Genomic DNA, 19,327 nt, shown 5'->3' on the forward strand with positions numbered 1-19,327 from the left:
TCCGGTCACCTGATAGCAGAAGAAGTTCATGTCTTACACGAGGTTGTAGCCTGTTGGCAAGCTGCGGTTTCTACGAATGGCGCGAATCTCAGCCAGAGTGAGACGCTGATTGGTGGAGATCAACGACTCTACATCTTCGCCGCGGATCAAGTCATCCAAATCTCTCAGATTGGTGTTCCCGCGATAGACTCGGAAGCCCCCCTGAAAGTTTGGCCGTGTAAACACCACAAGTGTTGCGTTCGAACTTGTTGAAAAGAAGCGCAGACTCTCTACCCCGTCCAAAATGTTGTCCAGGTTGCGAAGCCCTGTGTTACCACGATAAATACGGCTTCTTCCTCTGTAGTTCTCTTCCGAGTAAACGGTAAGACGAGGATACGTCTGACTAATGCTGACTGCTTTTTTCATTTGTTTCCCTCCTCTCAAACTCATTCTATGAATGAATAAGAGAGATGGCATGGACTAATCCTCTGCGAGATCCAACCATTTTATGCGCCGAGAATAACTTCCCACACAGGACGTGTGTGTCCACCCGGATAGAGCAGATACAATAACACATATACCACAGTGCCTGTCAGTGCCGAACCGAACCAGATCATCGAGGTGAATTTACCCCAGCGACGATGTGTTCCAAACTTCTTTTTGAAGCCAAGCACCAGTGTCGAAATACCAAAAACAGCTGCCACGGTAGCCAGAATAATATGAAAGATCAGAAAGATTCGATAAAAGATCTCCATATCCGGGTCTCCACCCCAAGCCGTATTACCTACAAACACCGTGCGAGACATGTAAATCACAAAAAAGATCAGAGCTGCAATCGCTCCCGCGATCATAGCAGATTGGTGTGCCTCACGTTTACCCTGAATAATCAAAATCCAGCCAATTCCTACAAGGATCGCACTAATCACAATGAAAGAAGTACTGATCGTAGGCAGCCAGAAATACATATCCATCGTGTGTTCCCCCTTTTGTCGTCACAATACACTCACGATATACTCATGGTTTGGCAGCGGAATGGAGCGTCCCCTGCTCTTTAGCGCCACCATTTGGCACGTTATCATCATCCTCTTCCTGCCGCTCTTTCCGGTACCACTGGGAAAAGACAAAGGCTAGCATGGATACAAATATTCCCTCTTGAATGAATTTCATAAGAATGCCGCCCACCTGCTGATCCTCCTTCGCGGAAGACAGAAAGTTAAAGAATGCCGGCCCCCCGAATGAGCGGAGAATCGCCGAGGAGTCACCCGATACGCAATACCTCATCGCTTCAGCCCATACAGCCGGGTTATTATAAGTCTGATACAGCGGTTCGGATGCAAAAATAATTAATCCACACGCAGGCGTTAACAGTACCATGTTCAAAAAGATAAACCCCACCTTCGACAAGCCTGATGCTTGTCTCCCCTCTGGCAGAGGATTCAGCAAGGTCCACCACATCAGCATGGATGTGATAAAGAGTAGAATATAATACAAGCGATGAACGGTAAAATTCAGCATGACGTAATCATGCACAACAGGCAGATGATACAAGGAAAAGAGTCCATTGAACAGCACGGCCGCTACAATCGGATGTGCCAAGAAGGAAAGCTGGCGGGTAGGCAGCCAGCGCACGATGCCGCGCCACACCCAAGCAGGCAAACCTTTCATCATCAAAGGTGGTGCAACAAGGTAAGATAATGCCATGCTCACCATATGGAAGCTGAACATCACATGACCCAGCAGATTGAATGGCCCGGCTTGAGCGAGATACAGAACGAACAATCCTGTGAGAAACATGATCTTCTGTCCAGGTGTCGCTGGTTCTGCACCTTGTACTCTCTCGCTAAATGGACCTACTAATACCAAATAAGCCGCCGCAATGACCAAAAATAGAGCAAGAATAAGCGGACTCCACAAGTCCTCAAAACTGAAATATTGCAACCCGAGCATACGGGAAACCTCCCCGTGACCTGTTTTGGTGAACATTTATTTCACTGACTACACCATATGCTTCTGATTGACAGCGATATAGTGATCCCGAATTTGTCTTCCTACATCCTTCGCTTGCATAAAAGGGGAAAAGACGGCGGCATTCGCCGCCGCCATCTCGCTTACCACCAGACCCAGAAGAGGGACATAATAATACATGTAAAAGCTACGAAAAATCCAAAGGCCATAAACAGAATGGGCATCAAGTGACCTTTATCTTTCAAGTGCATCCAGTAACCAAGTTGCACAAACACTTGCAGAATGGCCATGACGACCATAATTATAATGGTGAAGGTGGTGTTGACCCCTCCAGCTGAAGCTGCCGCAAATGCGATCAATGTAAGAATGATCGAGAACACAAACACAACAACATGCTTCGAAGGACCTTCCGCACGGTGACGGTGCTTCACCGGCTGTTGATCACTTTGATCCTGAGCGGACATGTGTTACCCCACCTTTCCGAGCAGGTACACGACCGTAAAGATGAACACCCACACAACGTCGATGAAGTGCCAATACATGGCGGAAACATAGACTTTCGGTGCGGTTACGACCGTTAATCCTTTTTTGAACAGCTGCCCGATAATGATTCCGATCCACACAATACCGAATGCAACGTGGGCTCCGTGGAACCCGACCAACGTGTAGAATGCCGAACTGAAGGCGCTTGTAGTCATACCGAAATTTTTATGTTTCACATACTCGTAGAACTCGTAAATCTCCAGACCCAGGAAGCCCAGACCCAGAACAACCGTGATTCCCAGCCACAAGGCAAGTGCATTTCGGTTCCCCTTGTGCATCGCCTGAATGGCGAATACACTCGTCAAACTGCTGACCAAGAGGATGAACGTTGCTGCTGCCACAAGCGGCAGATGGAACAACTCATTCGCTGTTGGTCCATCATTGGTCTGCCCGCGGAGTGCGAGGAAGGTGGCGAAGAGTGTACCGAACAGTACCGTCTCACCACCAAGGAACAGCCAGAAGCCAATCAGCTTGTTGCGCCCTTCCAGCGTAGCCTTCTCCGGTTCATGCGGCAGCTTGCCGTTTACCGGCTCGGCATGTGAGGTTGTCATGTTCTCGCCCCCTTCTCGTCCTGATCCTCCGGTTCAATGTGCCAGCCGTGATCATCATATAATGAGCGCAGTGCCATCGCACCAAATGTAATGAGAAGACCAATAATAACCACAATATAATTATTGAAGATGATATTCATGAATTCCAATTCGAATTTATCCTTGCTGAACATCAGTCCAAGTCCAGCGATAAAAATACCTACGGACATCACAAACGGCAATGGTGTAGCAGATGGCATATGGATAGATCCCACCGGTTCTGCCGGGGTCATCTCCTTATTACCTGCCATCTTCTCTTTCCAATAAGCATCGATACCACGTACCAGCGGAGTTTGTTTGAAGTTATACTCTGGTGGCGGCGAAGGAATCGTCCACTCCAAAGTACGACCATCTTCCCAAGGATCATTCGGTGCATCAATCGGTTTCTTCGTAGTGATGGCGATGTTGACCAGGAAGATAATAACTCCAACGCCCATCAGGAATGCACCGATGGAGCTGACCAGGTTAAGCAGGTCGAAATCCTGATTTGGCAAGTATGTAACAATCCGGCGCTGCATCCCCATCAAACCGAGGAAATGCTGTACGAAGAAGGTTAACTGGAATCCAATCATGAATGTCCAGAATGTCCACTTTCCAAGTGATTCACTCAGGATACGTCCAAACATCTTCGGCCACCAGTAATGGAGTCCGGAGAATAATCCAAGTACAAGTCCGCCTACGATAACGTAGTGGAAGTGAGCTACTACAAAGTATGTGTCATGGAACTGGAAATCTGCAGGAGCAGAAGCAAGCATGACACCAGTAACTCCACCCATTACGAAGGTTGGAACAAAACCTACAGCAAAGAGGTTTGCCGCCGTGAAGCGAATCTGTCCACCCCACATCGTAAAGAGCCAGTTGAAGATTTTGATCCCTGTAGGTACAGCAATGAGCATCGTTGAGATCGAGAATAACGCGTTTGCTACGTTACCCAGACCTGTGGTGAACATATGATGCGCCCATACCATGAAACCCAGGAAGGCGATCAGGATCGTTGCAAATACCATGGAGCTGTATCCAAACAACCGCTTACGCGAGAAGGTTGGAATAACCTCCGAGATAATGCCGAATGCCGGTAAGATCAGAATGTAAACTTCCGGGTGTCCGAAAATCCAGAAGATATGCTGCCAGAGCACGGGATTACCGCCGCCTGCAACATCGAAGAAATTCGCACCGAGAACTCGGTCAAACGTTAATAATACAAGGCCTACCGTAATGGCAGGAAAAGCAAACAGGATAATGGCTGAAGTAATAAACGTAGTCCAGGTAAACATCGGCATCCGCATATAGGACATGCCTGGTGCACGCATCGTGATGATCGTAGCCAGAAAGTTAATGCCCCCGATGAGTGTACCTAGACCGGCAATCTGAAGACCGATCGTATAGAAGTCTACTCCGTGCGTTCCGCTATACTCCGAACCGGAGAGAGGTGTATATGCTGTCCAGCCTGCGTCAGGCGCGCCACCCATAACCCAGCTCAGATTGAGTAGCAAACCACCGAACAAAAATGTCCAGAAGCCTAAAGCGTTAACAAAAGGGAATGCTACATCACGTGCCCCGATCTGCAAAGGTACGACCGCATTCATAATGGCAAAAATAATCGGCATGACGCCAAGGAAAATCATCGTGGTTCCATGCATCGTAATCAATTCATTAAACACTTGCGCCGATACAAAATCATTCATCGGCTTCATCAGTTGAATCCGGATCAAAATGGCTTCAATTCCGCCAATGCCGAAGAAAAATCCGCCCGCAATTAAATAAAGAACGGCGATTTTTTTGTGATCGACGGTGGTGATCCAGTCCATCAAGCCCCTGTACCGCTTGACGCTATGCGCATGAGCCAAGGTTGTGTACCCCCTTCTTCGTCCTTGCTGTTCTATTCGTATTCCAATTTGTAATTGGCCAAATACTCGGCAATTCCGTCGATTTCTTCATCCGTCAGTCCCAGACTCTTCGGACTTGGCATCGTATTGCCCGGCTTCACAGCCTGTGGATCATGAAGCCACTCTTTCATGTTATCCAGTACCGGTTTACCTTCTTCCTGACCTTCACGCTGATTCAGCAAGATACCTGCAACGGATTCCTTGCCGCCGATGCCTGTAAGGTTCGGTGCAACGGGTCCACCTTGATCACCTACAGCGTGACAAGAAAGGCAGTTTGTTTTGAATTTCTCAGCAAGCTGTGCATCTTCAGGAAGGACAGCAGGTGCTTTCATTGCGTTAACCCAGCGGTCGAAGGACTCCTGGCTAACGGCCTTGACTTTGAATTCCATGAAGGCATGTGATCTGCCGCATAACTCGGCACATTTACCACGGTAAACGCCTTCATTCGGAGCAGAGAAACTGAATTTGTTCAGTGTTCCATCCGGGTTTGTGTCCATTTTACCCGCAAGTGACGGCACCCAGAAGGAATGAAGCACGTCTGCGGTTTTCAATTCAAATGCAATTTTCTTACCGGTCGGGATGATGAGGTCTTGAGCGGTGGTTATGTCATACTGAGGATAAGTGAATTCCCACCAATACTGATGTGAGGTTACCTGGACCTTAACTGCGTTCTTGTCGTTCGTCAGATCTTCACCGTGGGCAAAAATCGTCTGCACTGTCGGCACAGCCAAAATAATGACCAACAATAGCGGAATGGCTGTCCATATTACTTCCAGCTTGAAATTTCCTTCAACCTGTTCAGGCATTTCGTTCTGCCCGGCTCGTCTGCGAAACTTGATCAGGACATAGGCTGCAATCGCAAATACAATGATGAGCACTACGATCATAATCGCAATAGAAAGCTTCATCAGATCATATTGGCCTTGCGCCACAGGACCCTGAGGTTTCATTACTGACAAGTCTTCCCGCCCGCATGCGGATAGCAGCAAAGAGAACACCGCCAGCAAGGGGAGAATTCGCTTTGCAACCTGCCACTGTTTCATCATTGATCTACCCCACTTTTTTACGTTTTCGTAGATTACGTTGTCGTTGGTACAAAAGCAACACAGGTACGTTTCAGTACGATACACATAATCCTCTTCTTCATATAGAATACTTACAAAAATAACGCTTCCAGTACTCCCGTCATTTCCTGTCCAGGGCATGTCTGCGCAATCTTCCAATTCATTCTATATGCTTCAATCACTTATTAAATATAAGTTGAGGGTATGATTTTGTCAATCTTTGGACACATGTTCACAAATTGTTCACTTTATGTACAAAACCGCTCTACAACTTGATTTGCAAACGATTTCAGTATAAATTATTACGATTAATTCCTGAAAAATTCTGCCATATTTCGGTGATGAAATCAGATTTCTTAGCGACTTTTATCACAATACAAACATGTGGTATTATGCAAAAAGACCTTTTCCAATGCACAGGAAATCATTACCATACGAACTGGAAATGATTAATCCTGCTCCATGCACCTGCGATCCGAAAATGGCATGGAGCAATCACGTGAGTCTTGCAACATTCAAACCCTTAAATTATAGAGTGAAAATTCTCCTTTCTCCCTTTCCTGAATCTAATTCAGTACTCATATATATCCTTAAGATCCATCCGTCAGAATCAACGGTCCATCCTTGGTAATCGCTACGGTATGTTCATACTGCACACCCCAGCTTTCATCCAGTGTTCGAACTGTCCATCCGTCGTCATCCCACACCACGGCCCCTGAACTCCCCTTCGTGAAGATTGGCTCAATGGTGATGACCATACCTTCGGTGAGCATCATCCCAGTTTTGCGTTTCCCATAAGGCAGTACATTTGGCGGTTCATGAATATATTGCCCTATACCATGGCCAATGAGCGGTTTCACAATCCCGTATCGATACAGCCTTGCTGTTCGTTCAATCGCGCTTCCAATGTCTCCGAGTGTATTTCCGGGAACAGCCTGCGCTATCGCTTTATAAAGTGCCTTTTCCGTACGTTTCATTAGCCTGCGGATGGATCTGCTCGGTTCATCTATAGCATATGTCCAGGCCGAGTCAGCAAGCCAGCCGTCTTTGTTCACCACCATATCAATGGTCACGACATCTCCACTTGCAAGTGCTTGGCTTCCAGGGAACCCGTGACAGACCACTTCGTTAACGGATGCACAAGTGGCGTAAGGATAGCCCTTATACCCTTTCTGCTCAGGCGTGGCTCCATGATCTGCTAGAAATATCTCCACACGTTCATTAATCTCAGCCGTTGTCATGCCTGAAACCATATACTGCTTGATATGCTGATGGCAGCTTTGTAATATCCGCCCCGCTTCCCGCATGTAGCCGATCTCTTCTCTGGTTTTCAATATGGGGTCCACATGCCTTCATCCTTCCTGCCGTGAGTGTACTTCCATATATATGCAAGACCTTCAGAACAAAGCCCCCTAAAGTAATAACTGAATCTGAGAAAGCTTGAATACAAACCTGATTCTATGTAAAGCCTAATCATCTGCGTAAACGCAAAAAAAACCGTCTGCCGGAGCCGAGGCCCGAGAGACGGTTCTATTCATATCGGAACAGTATAATCAGAGTTGGTGTTGTTTTAGGACACGGAAGAATCCATCTTGACAAGCTCATGCTCAACTACAGAAGTCAATTCTTCCTCGTATCCACCCGTAATCCGGTATTTTCTCACATACTCCTTCACGAATTTTTTTGGATCTTTAGGACGGAAAATCCGAGTCATTTCCCTCAAACTTTCTTTGACCTCATTGTGACCTTTCGTTGCCATTGTAATTCCCTCCCAAAACGTTGAAAGTGAATGCTCCGTTTAGAGAATGCCGAATAAGTCTAAATGCCATTCATGAAGTTGTGTGCGCGGCTTAAAGCAAGCTTTAGGTCGGGAACCTCGCCGAATAGCAAGTACCTGACACTATAAATACCCGATATGATTCAGGTTGAATCATAATCTTATTGTATCATATTCGGAACCTCGTTACGACTTGACGATTTTTCCTAATATATATAACGGTTTTACTGCCCAAAAAGTTTAATTCCGAATCATATTTTATTAAATGTATATTCTATACGGATTAATCTAACCAGCATAACCCCCAACTATTCGGGGGATATTATCTTGGATCACCAAATGAGTTAACTATATGGAACTAAAAGGAGGACCTGTTATGGAGCGCAAAGAACAGGATATGCTGCCCCTTTCGCATGAAAAAGTAGAGGTCGACGGCGTTTATATCAATGAAGCTGGACAGGAAGAGCATCTGCACCGAGGTCAGGATTTCCCCGCCGATCCCGTACTTGGCAAAACCGAATGGAAGCTGACAGAGTACACATTTGATAATCATCACGAAGGAAAAACAGATGAACGTCTGGTTCCAAAGGAAGATGATGAGGATAGAAAGGGTAAAATCACCAGTCCTCGCAGACAGATTCAAACTTAGTCCAATCATCGGTTCAGTTCTGTCCAGCTCCTACATAGCCTATATAAAAAGGACAAAGGAGGCTGGGCCGAATGTCTCCCATGAAATCATCCAGCGGTCTGGATGAAAATATAGCCGGCATGTTGTGTTATTTATTCACTTTTGTAGGTGCCATCATCTTTCTTGCGGTGGAGAAACGCAGCCGATTTGTGTTATTCCATGCTCTTCAATCCGTGACGGTTTTTGGCCTCATCATGGTTGGGCATGTGTTATCGACTTTTCTCCCGCTGTTCGGCCCTCTTGTAGCTTCACTGTTATCCCTGCTGGGTGTAATCGTATGGCTGCTTACCGTGGTTACCAGTCTGCAAGGGAAATGGATCAAGCTGCCGTGGGTCGGTGATTTTGCCGAAAAGCAAATGAGACACCTTTAATATTACGAAGAACAAAAAACACCGAAACAACGGGATCTGCTGCTCCCTGTGTTTCGGTGTTTCCTGTGCGGATATTATGTTAACCTGTCCAAGATATACAGTTAACCTTGTTGATATTTTATAACCTAAATAATAAAAGTAATAAATCATTCACAACCTCATTCAACATGCTTTATGCCGTGAATCATTCATGCCGTAGAGTTTACGCAGTCTTACTGTTCTCCTGAGCCATCTCATCTGTATGCTGCGCAGCCAATTGCGCAGCTGTTTCTTTACTTCCCAGACCATTAAACAACAGATTCATGAAAATCGCTGTAAAGCTCCCTGCAATAATGCCATTACCAAGCATAATCTGAGCCCATGCTGGTGCACCTGCAAATAACTGAGGCACCACCGTTACCCCCAGCCCCATGCCAACAGAACAAGCGATGATGAACAGATTCTCATGACGATTCAGATCCACCTGAGTGCCAATGATGCGAATACCGGACGAAATCACCATACCGAACAGAGCCACCATGGCACCGCCAAGTACTGATCCAGGAACAAGCTGAGCCAGTGCAGCAATTTTCGGTACAAAACCAATAACGATCAGCAAACCGCCTGCAACAACGATGACATCACGCGTCTTCACACGTGTCATCTGTACAAGCCCTACATTTTGCGAATACGTTGTATATGGAAAGGAATTAAAAATCCCCCCGAGAACAATAGCCAACCCCTCTGCACGATATCCACGTGCCAAATCTTTGGAAGTCAGATCTTTGTCCAACATTTTGCCCAGAGCCATAAATACGCCCGTCGATTCAGCCACACTGACAATGGCAACGAGAATCATCGTCAGAATAGGTACAATCTCAAAGGTTGGTCTGCCAAAATAGAAGGGTTGCACCATGTGAAACCAGCTTGCATCAAGAACAGGAGCAAATTTCACCTCACCCATGAAGCCAGCAACCACTGTGCCAACGAAAAGACCTATCAATACAGAGATGGAGCGTACAAAACCTGTAGTGAAACGAGTCATTACAATAATGAATATGAATACACCGAAACCAAGCATCAGGTGTACGCCACTACCAAAGTCTTTAGCACCTTGACCACCACCCAAATCGGTGAATGCAACTGGAATCAGTGTCAGACCAATAATGGTAACAACCGAACCCGTAACGACTGGAGGAAAAAGCCGAATCAGCTTGCCAAACAAACCGGAGAAAACGAGCACGAACAAACCAGAAGCAATAATAGCACCATAAATAGCAGATACACCACTGCTCTGTCCGATTATAATCATCGGGGATACCGCTTGGAATGCACAGCCCAGCATCACCGGCAGCCCTACGCCAAAGTATTTATTGCCCCAGGCTTGAAGCAGTGTTGCCACACCACAGGCAAGCAGGTCGATCGCAATCAAATAGGTAAGTTGTTCTTGGGTAAATCCGAGTGCCTGACTAACAATAAGTGGTACAATGACAGCTCCTGCATACATCGCAAGTACGTGCTGCAAGCCGAGTGAAAAGGTTTTGACCGGATGCCGGTGACGTTGAAAAATACGTTCGCGTGCCATACTAGTTCGCGCCCTCCTCATCTGCAAAAGTCACTTTTCCATTGGACAGTGCTCCAATGCGAACCAGAGACTCTACACGGTAACCAGCCTCTTTCAACAGGCGACCTCCGGGCTGGAATGCTTTTTCAATCACGATCCCGATGCCCACAACTTCCGCGCCAACCTGCTCTACAATGCGAGCCAGACCAAATGCTGCTTCACCGTTTGCCAGAAAATCATCAATAATCAGCACACGATCACCAGGGTTCATAAACTTTTTGGCAACGGTAATTTCATTCGTCTCCTGCTTGGTGAAGGAATACACTTTCTCCACTAAAATATCTTCCGTCAGGGTAAGTGACTTCTGCTTGCGGGCGAAGATCAGCGGAACGTTCAGTTCAAGTGCCGTCATAATGCCCGGCGCAATACCGGATGATTCAATCGTCAGCACACGTGTAATGTTCTCCCCTTCAAAACGGCGAATGAACTCTTTACCCACTTCCTTCATCAACACCGGGTCCATCTGGTGATTCAGGAATGAGTCTACTTTCAGTACTTGCTCGGACAGGACAATGCCTTCCTGTCTCACTTTGTCTTTTAACAATTGCATCGTTTTTTCCTCCCAAATGCCCTTTACCGCCATGCTCAGTCTGCCCCACAATATCTCTATCCCCATGTAAAAAAATAAAAAGCCCGCCTGTTCACACCTACGGCATTAACCGGAGACGGGAAAGACGGACTTGTTCCTGTATGGACAAGCCGTGTGAACACTGTAAACGCCACGAGGCGAAGCTCAGGGCATACGTAGGTGTATACCTGACCTCAAACCCTCTCAGGGCATAGAAGCATCCTTCCCGTAGTCCAATCATTCCGGTGATCGGGTAGAGACATGCAGGCCTATCCCTGCACATATACGAGTAACGGCATATTTAATTCGTTTTTGGCTCCATGATTCGTATCAATATATAATTTCGAATCTGAATGTAAAAGTATAATCTCACTGACAATGTTAGAAGTATACCGAATTGGCGGCTTGAAATAAAGAGGTATTTTCATGGAAGTTGCGGAAACTATGTTTCTTTTGCATAATGGGGGTGATTGATTTTCATTTTTTATGTACAATATGAGAACAAAAGCTTGTCCTGACAGGATTGAACTTGGAGGATGTGCTCAGAATCTAGTCGTTAAAGGAGATTGTTACATGAAAGGCATACTGAAAGAATTTAAGGAGTTTGCTGTTCGCGGCAACGTTATTGATCTGGCGGTAGGTGTGATTATCGGGGCTGCTTTTGGTAAAATCGTTACGTCCCTTGTAAATGATATCATCATGCCTCCGGTTGGGAAACTGCTCGGCGGGATTGATTTCAGCCAAAAAATCATTAACCTGGACCCTGACGTAAAAACAGCAGGTGGACAAGAAATTACAACACTGGCTCAAGCCAACGAAGCCGGTGCCACCGTCATTGCTTACGGTCAATTTATCAATGTGATGATTGATTTCATAATCGTGGCGTTCTGTATTTTCATGTTGGTTAAAGGCATTAACTATTTGAAACGTAAAGAGCATGCCAAGCCTGAGCCGAAAAAAACAACGAAAGCCTGCAAGTACTGTCTGTCTGAAATTCCGGCTGCAGCTACTCGTTGTTCCCAATGCACATCACAGCTGGAAGCAGAAGGAAGCAACGCCCCGGCATAAGGGTTCAATCTATTTTTATGTACAGTAAAATAAAATAATGATGCAGGTTTGATTCTTTGATACCGCTATGCAGGTTGGAAACAGATTAACGGTTAAGTCGTCAACATGGGTATGCATGTAAGGTGTATTCAACATTGCTCGGTTGAAACTTGTTATAACGATGCATTGCATACGCATATCAAGTACATCAAACCTACAAGCCTTCTTATGTCGAGGTTCCACCTTAGGGTGGGACCTTTTTTCGTTTACAGCAAATCTTGTTTTAAGTCTTCTGTGTCAGTCATGTGCTCTGAACTTAGAAACGTTTGGGTAGCAAATGCTCCAGAATCGATTTGAGATCTTTGTCTTCTTTGTAAACCTCTTGCCCGGTATCCAATTCGGTAACCCGAATGTACTCAAAATTGGCGCTGGCATCCGTCGGTTTAAACAACAGTTGTGCCTCGTTCTCCAGACGAACATGAAACCCCATATCTTTAAACATGGTCACAAGCTGACTTTTAGCTGGCTCTTGGCCCTGCCCTACAAAGATAAGTCCTCTAAGAGTTTTGCGCTCCTGAGGTTGCGGATAAATCACCTGAAAGTGTACAATGCATTCCATACAATCGTTCCCCTTTCGTTAAAAACATACTTTGTGAAATTTTGAACTTTAAATTCTGCTATATAAGGAGATACGTATCATGACCCCAGAACGTTTCGACATTTATGACGATCAGCAAAAATGGATCGGTACAGCTCCCCGAAACGAGGTTCATGCCAAAGGATATTGGCATCGTTCCTTTCACTGCTGGATCGTGCGTGATGAAGGCGACAAGCGCTTGGTTCTGTTTCAGCGGCGGCGGGATATCAAGGATACCTATCCCGGATACTACGACATCACAGCAGCAGGTCATCTCACAGCTGGCGAGCAACTGCAGGACGCACATCGTGAGCTGGAAGAAGAACTCGGTGTACATACGTCATTTGATGCGCTAACGTATTTGTTTACAGCTACGCAACAGCTTCAAGGTGAGGTACGTGGTGTTCCGTTCCTGGATCGGGAGATCAGTTCAGTCTATGGCCTGTGCCTGAACCAGTCACTGGAGTCCTACGTTCTGCAAGCCAGCGAAGTAGACAGCTTGTATGAAGCTCCACTGGATGAACTGCTCGCCTTGTTCCGTCAGGAGACGGATGTCGTTCAGGCATCCGGTGTGTGTGCGCAGGTGCTGACATCCACGCAAGAAGGTTCAGTTCCAAGAGAAGAACCTTCGACCAACCTTGACGATCTCTGCGATCTTGGTGACCATAGTGACCTCAAGCAGTCTGCCCGTAAATCACGCTTCGTAAGCGAAGTACGAGCAGCGGATTTTGTGCCGCACGGCACCACGTATTATCTCGACGTACTCGAAGCGATGAAACGAGTGGACAGAGTCTAACTTCATTTTCTCAAAAATAGCATCCCTTTAACTGTAACCTTTACTTCATACTTCAGCTATTCAACCATTACTTTATACTTTAACTATTCAAACCTTACTTTATATCATGCCTATCGCCTAAACCATCGCCTGTAGTATTCAAGTAGTCCTCCTATACTATTAACCGGGTGGAAAACTGATGCTGTAACAAGGGTCACTGCATCTTGTATAACCGTACAACGTAAACAATATGCGATCGATCTGTAAAAAAGTTTGCTCGCGACAAAGCTATGGAAATAACAAGTAAACAAAGACTCACGCAGCGAAATACAGTAACAAGTATTAGGTAACAAATGACAAGTGTTACGGGATACGGGATACGAACAGAACATCGCGATACAAGCCACATAGTGAATCTAGCATTTTCACAGACGTGTGCGCGCGCTTGGGGTTAGAAAAATTCTAACGATCACAGGAATCGCTATTTGCTCGATTTTGGGGTGTTCTGAAATGTAACGATCACCAGAGACGTTATTTAGTCAAAACTGGCTCGATTTGCGTTAAAAAGGTCGTTTGGGAACCAAATAGTGTTCCTGGGGATCGTTACAATTTTAAAGAGGTGGATTTCCGCAAAATAAGGTTTGTGGTGATCGTTAGCGCTTAAACCATAGGCTTCAAGTATGTGCTTGAGAAGAGGCTGAAAGGTGCCGTGCTGTATTCTTGAGGATCCGCTAATACATTTCCATTCGGAGTAGGAGTTTAGCAAACTTTTAGGGAGAAGTGACTTCAACAGGATGACAATAACGAGATTACAGCCATGATCAAACAAGACAAAAGGACGAAGCGCAGCGAATTCTTCGTTCACGCGTCGTCCTTTCTTGTCCTATATGGTTTTCTGTTCTGCAATCGCTACGTTGACTTCTAAATTCATTACCTGTTTTACTCTTACATCCGCTACTGTTCATTCTCTGGTACAGGGGAAGACCAGTACCGTGCAGAAATGTCTGCGTACCGTCGTCCGTAACGGCCTTCCAGCTCCTCACCCATATCCTGCTCCAGTTCATAGAGAACCAGCTCTTGTGCAAAATGATTCAGCAGCAACCTGGTCATCACCGGATGCGCTGTGACCACAGCCTGGGTAGGACATGACTCCCCTCGCATACCAAGCATGCACCAGCGGCGGTCCACAACGAGCGAGAACTTGCGCCCTGTTCCCGTACCATATGCCGGCAAACCCGGCAGAGGAAGAGGCTGATCCAACATGCCTTCCCCGCCTTCACAAGACCACAACAAGCGCACACCCCGAGCCTCAGCCTGCTGCAAATCCTCTCGAAGCAGTTCAGCTTCCTCTCGCCAGACGTCCACAACAATCTCATGCTGTGCTGCAGCAAGTTCACGACTCAGATTTTCAAAAACATTTTTGTCGCCTTCCACATTGTAAAACACAGGTTTCTCCGGTTCACTCTTCGGCATACTTCGTTCAACGTATTCCAGAGAGGTATGCATCTGATCCGAGATCATACGTGTCATCTCTTCGGGTTTCAGCATGCTATACTTCGCAGGCTCTCCCGGGCTACACCTGAGAAATCCACGTGATTCCAGTCGTTGCAAGGTGGCATATACATTGGAACGGGACACGCCCAGCCGTTTGGCTACCTCATATCCTGAGGCTGACCCCTGACGGGCTAATTCCACCATAATTCTGGATTCCATCTCGGTGAAACCGAGATGACGTAAATGATGCAGCAGTTGGTCCATATATCTGTCCCCCCAAGCTGTCAGCAACCAGCACTGCCTAACGGCAGCACGTCTACTGCATCAGATCTGCTCTGCTCCGCAGCGCGGGCACCACTTTGAGCCTTTTGGCAATTCGGATGCACAAATCTGACAATTCACCATTTCACGTGGCACTTCCGTTTGCACATCCACGGTGTTAACGATTGGATTATTCTCTTTCCAATAACGGATACGCTCATCCAGCTCCTGCTGACGCTCACGTTCCCGTTGCATCTCCTCTTCCCTGCGGCGCTCCCACTCTGCATCGAACGCTTCTTTCTCTTCCAGCGTAAACTCGATACCGTTATATTCCGGCTCTGTTTCCAGATCAGCGATTGAAGGAATTACCGTATGATATGGCTCGGTCTCTTCCTGTTTTTCCATAGCCTGAGCATCAAAAATCGACTGCTCTGGAGCCGGGTTCTGTGCAGCTGCCGCTTCTTGTTTAGCTGTTTTGGCAAGTCCTGCTGCCCCTGTCACTCCTGTTGCAGCAGCGCCCGGTTTGGATTCACCCAGCTTGCGTCCACACTTCGGACAGAAGTTTGCATCCAGCGATGCCACATGTCCACACTCGCACAGCCGTTCATTTTTCAGCTCGGCAATCTTACTCCGCAATGCGTCGATCTCATCCTGCAATTCGTCACACAGTTGAGACAGATCTACCATCTCTTTTTCGGCCCGCGTCATATCCTGTGAACGGTAACCTTCATAGAAGATACGACCCATATCGGTAAAATGGACTTCCTGTTCCTGTTGCAAGCCCACAATCTGATTGTTCAGTTTGCCGATTTCAACAGCGTGCTGTGCACGCTCTGTTGCTTTGTTTGCTCCGTTTTTGATGCGCTGAAGCAGTTTCATAACCATTCCTCCTCTGTCCCGTCAAAACAATATCATTTTATTCTTCATTAGTAGTAGGTCAGCCATTCGCAATATGCCCTGGATATATAACTTATACGATATGAAGCCAAAAAGTTGCGAAAACTCACGCAGATGCCCCGTTTTATGCGAATATTGGATAGAAACAGGGGCTTTCGTGAAGACCATACGTTCGGTATAATGGAACTTTGGCTCCACACCTATGGAGCCCTAAAACTATACCAATGAAACCTTATTCCTATATCTCATAGAACTATGACATATGAAACACGCATGATTCGCAACTAACTCTATCTTACCAATTTACAATGCGATTGTGAAAAGGGCAAATTCTTTACTTATGAACGGGATAGTTCTATCCCTGAATGCATACAGAGGTGGATGAAACATGTTAAGTCCGAACTCAACGTTTTACCCCCGTCCGCTCGGGGTGACCCCGGCAGCATCCCTGCCTCAATCGCCGTCTGCACCGCTGGAAACCAGCCGGCAGCTTGTGAGCGATGATCAGCAGGATGCCTATTATTTCCGCTCGCTTGAAGAAGCAGGCATCAAACTCAATGGCCCGCAAATCTCGGCTGTTCGCCATGGCCCCGGACCGATCCTCACCCTGGCGGGTGCGGGCTGCGGCAAAACAACGGTGCTGGCCGCCAGAGCAGGCTACCTGATGGAGGTCAGTGGTGTACACGCAGGTAGCATTCTGCTCGTTACGTTTACCAACAAGGCTGCCGCAGAGATGAAAGACCGGATTGCTGCCTTACCGGGCATAAGACCTGCTGCGGCAAGAGCCGTACAGGCTCGCACCTTTCACTCGTTTGCGCTGACTTTGCTCCGTCATTACGGTGTGCAGGAAGACATTTTTGGTGAGTCGCGTGCCCAGCATACGGTGCTGAAAATGCTACTGCGCCAGAATGGCATGAGCGAGGCATTTCAGCCGGAGAGTCTGCTGGCGATGTTATCCGCCTGGAAGATGCAAGGTTCGGACACGGCAGACTTGCCGGAGAAAACGCAGGATGAACGTGATGCCAAGCGAGTCCTGCTCGGATACGAAACCTGGAAGCAGGATCGCGGCAAAATGGATTTTGATGATATCCTGCTTCGCGCGGCTGCGCTGCTTCGTGATCCGGCGGTGTTAAAGCCGCTGCAGCGGCGTTTTCAATACATTATGGTGGATGAATTTCAGGATACGAATCGGCTGCAATACGAGATTGTACAGATGCTCGCCGGGGCTCACCGCAATCTGATGGTTGTTGGTGACGATGATCAGACGATCTATACGTTTAACGGCGCACGGCAGGAATCGATTTTGGAATTCGATAAAGTATACCCGGGCGCACGCATCGTGACGCTGGATATTAATTACCGTAGTGATGCACGTATTCTTGGACTCGGCAGTGAGCTGGTTGCCCGCAACAAACGCAGACGTGACAAACGGCTCCGTGCGGCAGGACAGCGTGGGGATGCGCCAAGGTTCGCCACTCCATCCAACACCGAGGAGGAAGCAGCCTGGGTCGTCAACCAGATCTGTCAGCAAGTCGAGGAAGGGCAGTACCCCTATCGGGACATTGCCATTTTGCACCGGACAGCCAGCAGCAGTCGGGCGGTGTTTGAGCAGCTGGTACTGAAGGATGTGCCTTTTATACAACACGGTGCTGCACCGGTATTCTATGATCAGTCTCTCATTAAACCACTGATGGATCATATGCGACTGTCACTGAACCCGCGGGCAATGGATGCTCTGCCAAGTGCACTCGGTCCACTGTATGTGTCTCGTGATGCCGGTCTGGAGTATATCCAGCGCTGTGAACAGGAACAAGCCAAGAAATACCCGCTGATTCATCTGAGCAAATGGGACAAGTTGAAGCCATTCCAACAGGAACAGGTCAAGGAACGCATCAAGCTGATCAAATCCCTGCACAAGCTCAAGCCCATTATCGCTATCCAGGAGATGCGCCGCCAGTTCTACGACAAATATATGGAGAGCGGCGACCCTTCCATTTTCACGCATTATAAGGAAACGATGCTGGAAACACTGGATGAATTCGAAGCGGCTGTCAAAAAGTTTGAAACGGTAGAGGAATTCGTGCAATTCGCAGACGAGTTGTCTCGCAGACATCGGGAGATGGAATCGCTGCGCCGTTCACAAGATAGTGATGCGGTTCAGCTTATGACGATTCACCGGGCCAAAGGACTGGAGTTCCCTTGTGTTTACTGGATCGGAGCCAGCGAAGGTATCGTACCGCATAGCACCGCTCTGCGTCAGGATATCCCGGAAGATCAGAAAGCAGCACTCTCCGTACAGCAGACGGATGCCGAGCTGGATATGGCTCTGGAAGAAGAGCGCAGACTCGCTTATGTGGCCATTACTCGGGCGAAGCAGCATCTATATGTAACATCACCCGCGAGCCATCACGGCAAACCTGCGGACGTGTCGCGCTTCCTATTGGAAGCCTTCGGTATGGAGGTTCCGGACAAACGTAAAACACGGGAAGAAGCACGTAGTGGCAGCCCGTCGTCATATGGTAATCACGGGAATTCAAAATATAACGGGAACAGCAATGGAAACGGTATTGGAAACTGGAAAAGTATCGGGAATACCAGAGATGGCGGCAGACGTGAAAACGGTAAGGGTGGTTCAGCGCAACAAACGTCATCTTATGTTCAGCATGATCGGCAACGCAGCGCGATAAACCACAAGGCTCATCGGGAAATGGAGATGCTGGATGAGCGGGATGAGGATCGCCTCAGTGAACGTCGCGGCAGTGGAATTATACGAGATCATAAAGCATTCAGTACACCTGGTTTTCATCCGAAGACTGCCAGTACAAATACGGCTTCTAGTACTTCCAGTTTCAGCTCGCACTCTTCATCTGCGGGTTCAGATCAAGCTGAGCGGACAGAGACGGTAGCTGTCTGGAAATGTAGCTCTGCTACATGCAAAGCATGGTTGAGGCAGAAACCGGCTGTGCCTTCTGGCAAAGCCACGAAAAAGTCTTCATCCGTGCCTCCGGTCTGTCCACTTTGTTCAGGGACGATGGTCGCTGGCACCCGGAAAGTTCCGGTGACCAATCGTTTTGGGAAATAGGCATACGGAATCTTTCGTTTCAGGGCGCTTACTGCTGTTTATTAACAGTAGAAGCGTCTTTTTTCCAATTAAACAAGTATAGGGTCTCTTTTTTCAATAC

At 47.3% G+C, this 19,327-nt stretch carries 19 protein-coding genes and 1 riboswitch; of the genes, 5 read left to right on the forward strand and 14 right to left on the reverse strand.

The features are described 5' to 3' along the window. Positions 1-33: 33 nt before the first annotated feature. From ACR8BL_RS13725 to ACR8BL_RS13765, 9 genes are all read right to left on the reverse strand, one after another. Positions 34-405: a hypothetical protein gene (locus ACR8BL_RS13725; protein WP_434748190.1), complete on the reverse strand. Its 372-nt coding sequence runs from the start codon at positions 403-405 to the stop codon at positions 34-36. 80 nt (positions 406-485) lie between these two features. After that, positions 486-950, reverse strand: a complete 465-nt coding sequence (locus ACR8BL_RS13730; protein ID WP_434748191.1) for a DUF420 domain-containing protein — start codon at positions 948-950, stop codon at positions 486-488. Between the two features lie 43 nt (positions 951-993). Continuing rightward, positions 994-1,926, reverse strand: a complete 933-nt coding sequence (ctaG, locus tag ACR8BL_RS13735; RefSeq protein ID WP_434753117.1) for a cytochrome c oxidase assembly factor CtaG — start codon at positions 1,924-1,926, stop codon at positions 994-996. A 161-nt stretch (positions 1,927-2,087) separates the two neighbouring features. Continuing rightward, complete coding sequence (locus tag ACR8BL_RS13740; RefSeq protein WP_434748192.1) at positions 2,088-2,408, reverse strand: cytochrome C oxidase subunit IV family protein; 321 nt, start codon at positions 2,406-2,408, stop codon at positions 2,088-2,090. A gap of 3 nt (positions 2,409-2,411) precedes the next feature. Beyond that, positions 2,412-3,038: a cytochrome (ubi)quinol oxidase subunit III gene (locus ACR8BL_RS13745; protein WP_434748193.1), complete on the reverse strand. Its 627-nt coding sequence runs from the start codon at positions 3,036-3,038 to the stop codon at positions 2,412-2,414. Then, complete coding sequence (ctaD, locus tag ACR8BL_RS13750) at positions 3,035-4,885, reverse strand: cytochrome c oxidase subunit I (RefSeq protein ID WP_434753118.1); 1,851 nt, start codon at positions 4,883-4,885, stop codon at positions 3,035-3,037. The genes ACR8BL_RS13745 and ctaD overlap by 4 nt, the downstream gene beginning before the upstream one ends. Positions 4,886-4,956: 71 nt before the next feature. Continuing rightward, entirely contained in the window at positions 4,957-6,009 is a 1,053-nt protein-coding gene (coxB, locus tag ACR8BL_RS13755; protein WP_434753119.1) for a cytochrome c oxidase subunit II, read from the reverse strand. A 608-nt stretch (positions 6,010-6,617) separates the two neighbouring features. Beyond that, positions 6,618-7,361: a type I methionyl aminopeptidase gene (gene map / locus ACR8BL_RS13760; protein WP_434748194.1), complete on the reverse strand. Its 744-nt coding sequence runs from the start codon at positions 7,359-7,361 to the stop codon at positions 6,618-6,620. A gap of 236 nt (positions 7,362-7,597) precedes the next feature. After that, positions 7,598-7,786, reverse strand: a complete 189-nt coding sequence (locus tag ACR8BL_RS13765; protein ID WP_017690840.1) for a hypothetical protein — start codon at positions 7,784-7,786, stop codon at positions 7,598-7,600. A gap of 394 nt (positions 7,787-8,180) precedes the next feature. Here ACR8BL_RS13765 and ACR8BL_RS13770 point away from each other — a divergent pair, with 394 nt between their 5' ends. After that, positions 8,181-8,453, forward strand: a complete 273-nt coding sequence (locus tag ACR8BL_RS13770) for a transposase (protein WP_434748195.1) — start codon at positions 8,181-8,183, stop codon at positions 8,451-8,453. A 71-nt stretch (positions 8,454-8,524) separates the two neighbouring features. Next, on the forward strand, positions 8,525-8,863 hold the full coding sequence (locus ACR8BL_RS13775) for a DUF4870 domain-containing protein (RefSeq protein ID WP_434748196.1): 339 nt from the start codon (positions 8,525-8,527) through the stop codon (positions 8,861-8,863). 202 nt (positions 8,864-9,065) lie between these two features. Here the strand turns inward: ACR8BL_RS13775 and ACR8BL_RS13780 are convergent, their stop codons facing one another. Together ACR8BL_RS13780 and ACR8BL_RS13785 are read right to left on the reverse strand one after the other, a co-directional pair. Then, positions 9,066-10,427: a nucleobase:cation symporter-2 family protein gene (locus ACR8BL_RS13780; protein WP_434748197.1), complete on the reverse strand. Its 1,362-nt coding sequence runs from the start codon at positions 10,425-10,427 to the stop codon at positions 9,066-9,068. 1 nt (position 10,428) lies between these two features. Then, entirely contained in the window at positions 10,429-11,016 is a 588-nt protein-coding gene (locus ACR8BL_RS13785; protein ID WP_434748198.1) for a xanthine phosphoribosyltransferase, read from the reverse strand. A 227-nt stretch (positions 11,017-11,243) separates the two neighbouring features. Then, positions 11,244-11,343, reverse strand: a riboswitch (purine riboswitch). Between the two features lie 264 nt (positions 11,344-11,607). On the opposite strand from ACR8BL_RS13785, the gene mscL reads away from it, so the two are divergent. Then, on the forward strand, positions 11,608-12,102 hold the full coding sequence (mscL, locus tag ACR8BL_RS13790; RefSeq protein ID WP_434748199.1) for a large conductance mechanosensitive channel protein MscL: 495 nt from the start codon (positions 11,608-11,610) through the stop codon (positions 12,100-12,102). Between the two features lie 295 nt (positions 12,103-12,397). Here the strand turns inward: mscL and ACR8BL_RS13795 are convergent, their stop codons facing one another. Further along, entirely contained in the window at positions 12,398-12,700 is a 303-nt protein-coding gene (locus ACR8BL_RS13795; RefSeq protein ID WP_434748200.1) for a hypothetical protein, read from the reverse strand. A gap of 79 nt (positions 12,701-12,779) precedes the next feature. Here ACR8BL_RS13795 and ACR8BL_RS13800 point away from each other — a divergent pair, with 79 nt between their 5' ends. After that, the gene (locus tag ACR8BL_RS13800; RefSeq protein ID WP_434748201.1) at positions 12,780-13,514 is read left to right on the forward strand and encodes an NUDIX hydrolase; all 735 of its coding nucleotides are present in this window, start codon (positions 12,780-12,782) and stop codon (positions 13,512-13,514) included. A gap of 933 nt (positions 13,515-14,447) precedes the next feature. Here ACR8BL_RS13800 and ACR8BL_RS13805 read toward each other — a convergent pair. Both ACR8BL_RS13805 and ACR8BL_RS13810 read right to left on the reverse strand, forming a co-directional pair. Then, positions 14,448-15,251 (reverse strand): TrmB family transcriptional regulator, encoded by an 804-nt coding sequence (locus ACR8BL_RS13805; protein WP_434748202.1) that lies wholly within the window; start codon positions 15,249-15,251, stop codon positions 14,448-14,450. A 60-nt stretch (positions 15,252-15,311) separates the two neighbouring features. Then, positions 15,312-16,127, reverse strand: a complete 816-nt coding sequence (locus tag ACR8BL_RS13810; RefSeq protein ID WP_434748203.1) for a zinc ribbon domain-containing protein — start codon at positions 16,125-16,127, stop codon at positions 15,312-15,314. 406 nt (positions 16,128-16,533) lie between these two features. Between ACR8BL_RS13810 and ACR8BL_RS13815 the strand changes: the two genes are divergently transcribed. Then, positions 16,534-19,227: a UvrD-helicase domain-containing protein gene (locus tag ACR8BL_RS13815; RefSeq protein ID WP_434748204.1), complete on the forward strand. Its 2,694-nt coding sequence runs from the start codon at positions 16,534-16,536 to the stop codon at positions 19,225-19,227. Positions 19,228-19,327: the final 100 nt, after the last annotated feature.

Source organism: Paenibacillus amylolyticus (assembly GCF_051136285.1).
Lineage (GTDB): Bacteria > Bacillota > Bacilli > Paenibacillales > Paenibacillaceae > Paenibacillus > Paenibacillus amylolyticus_F.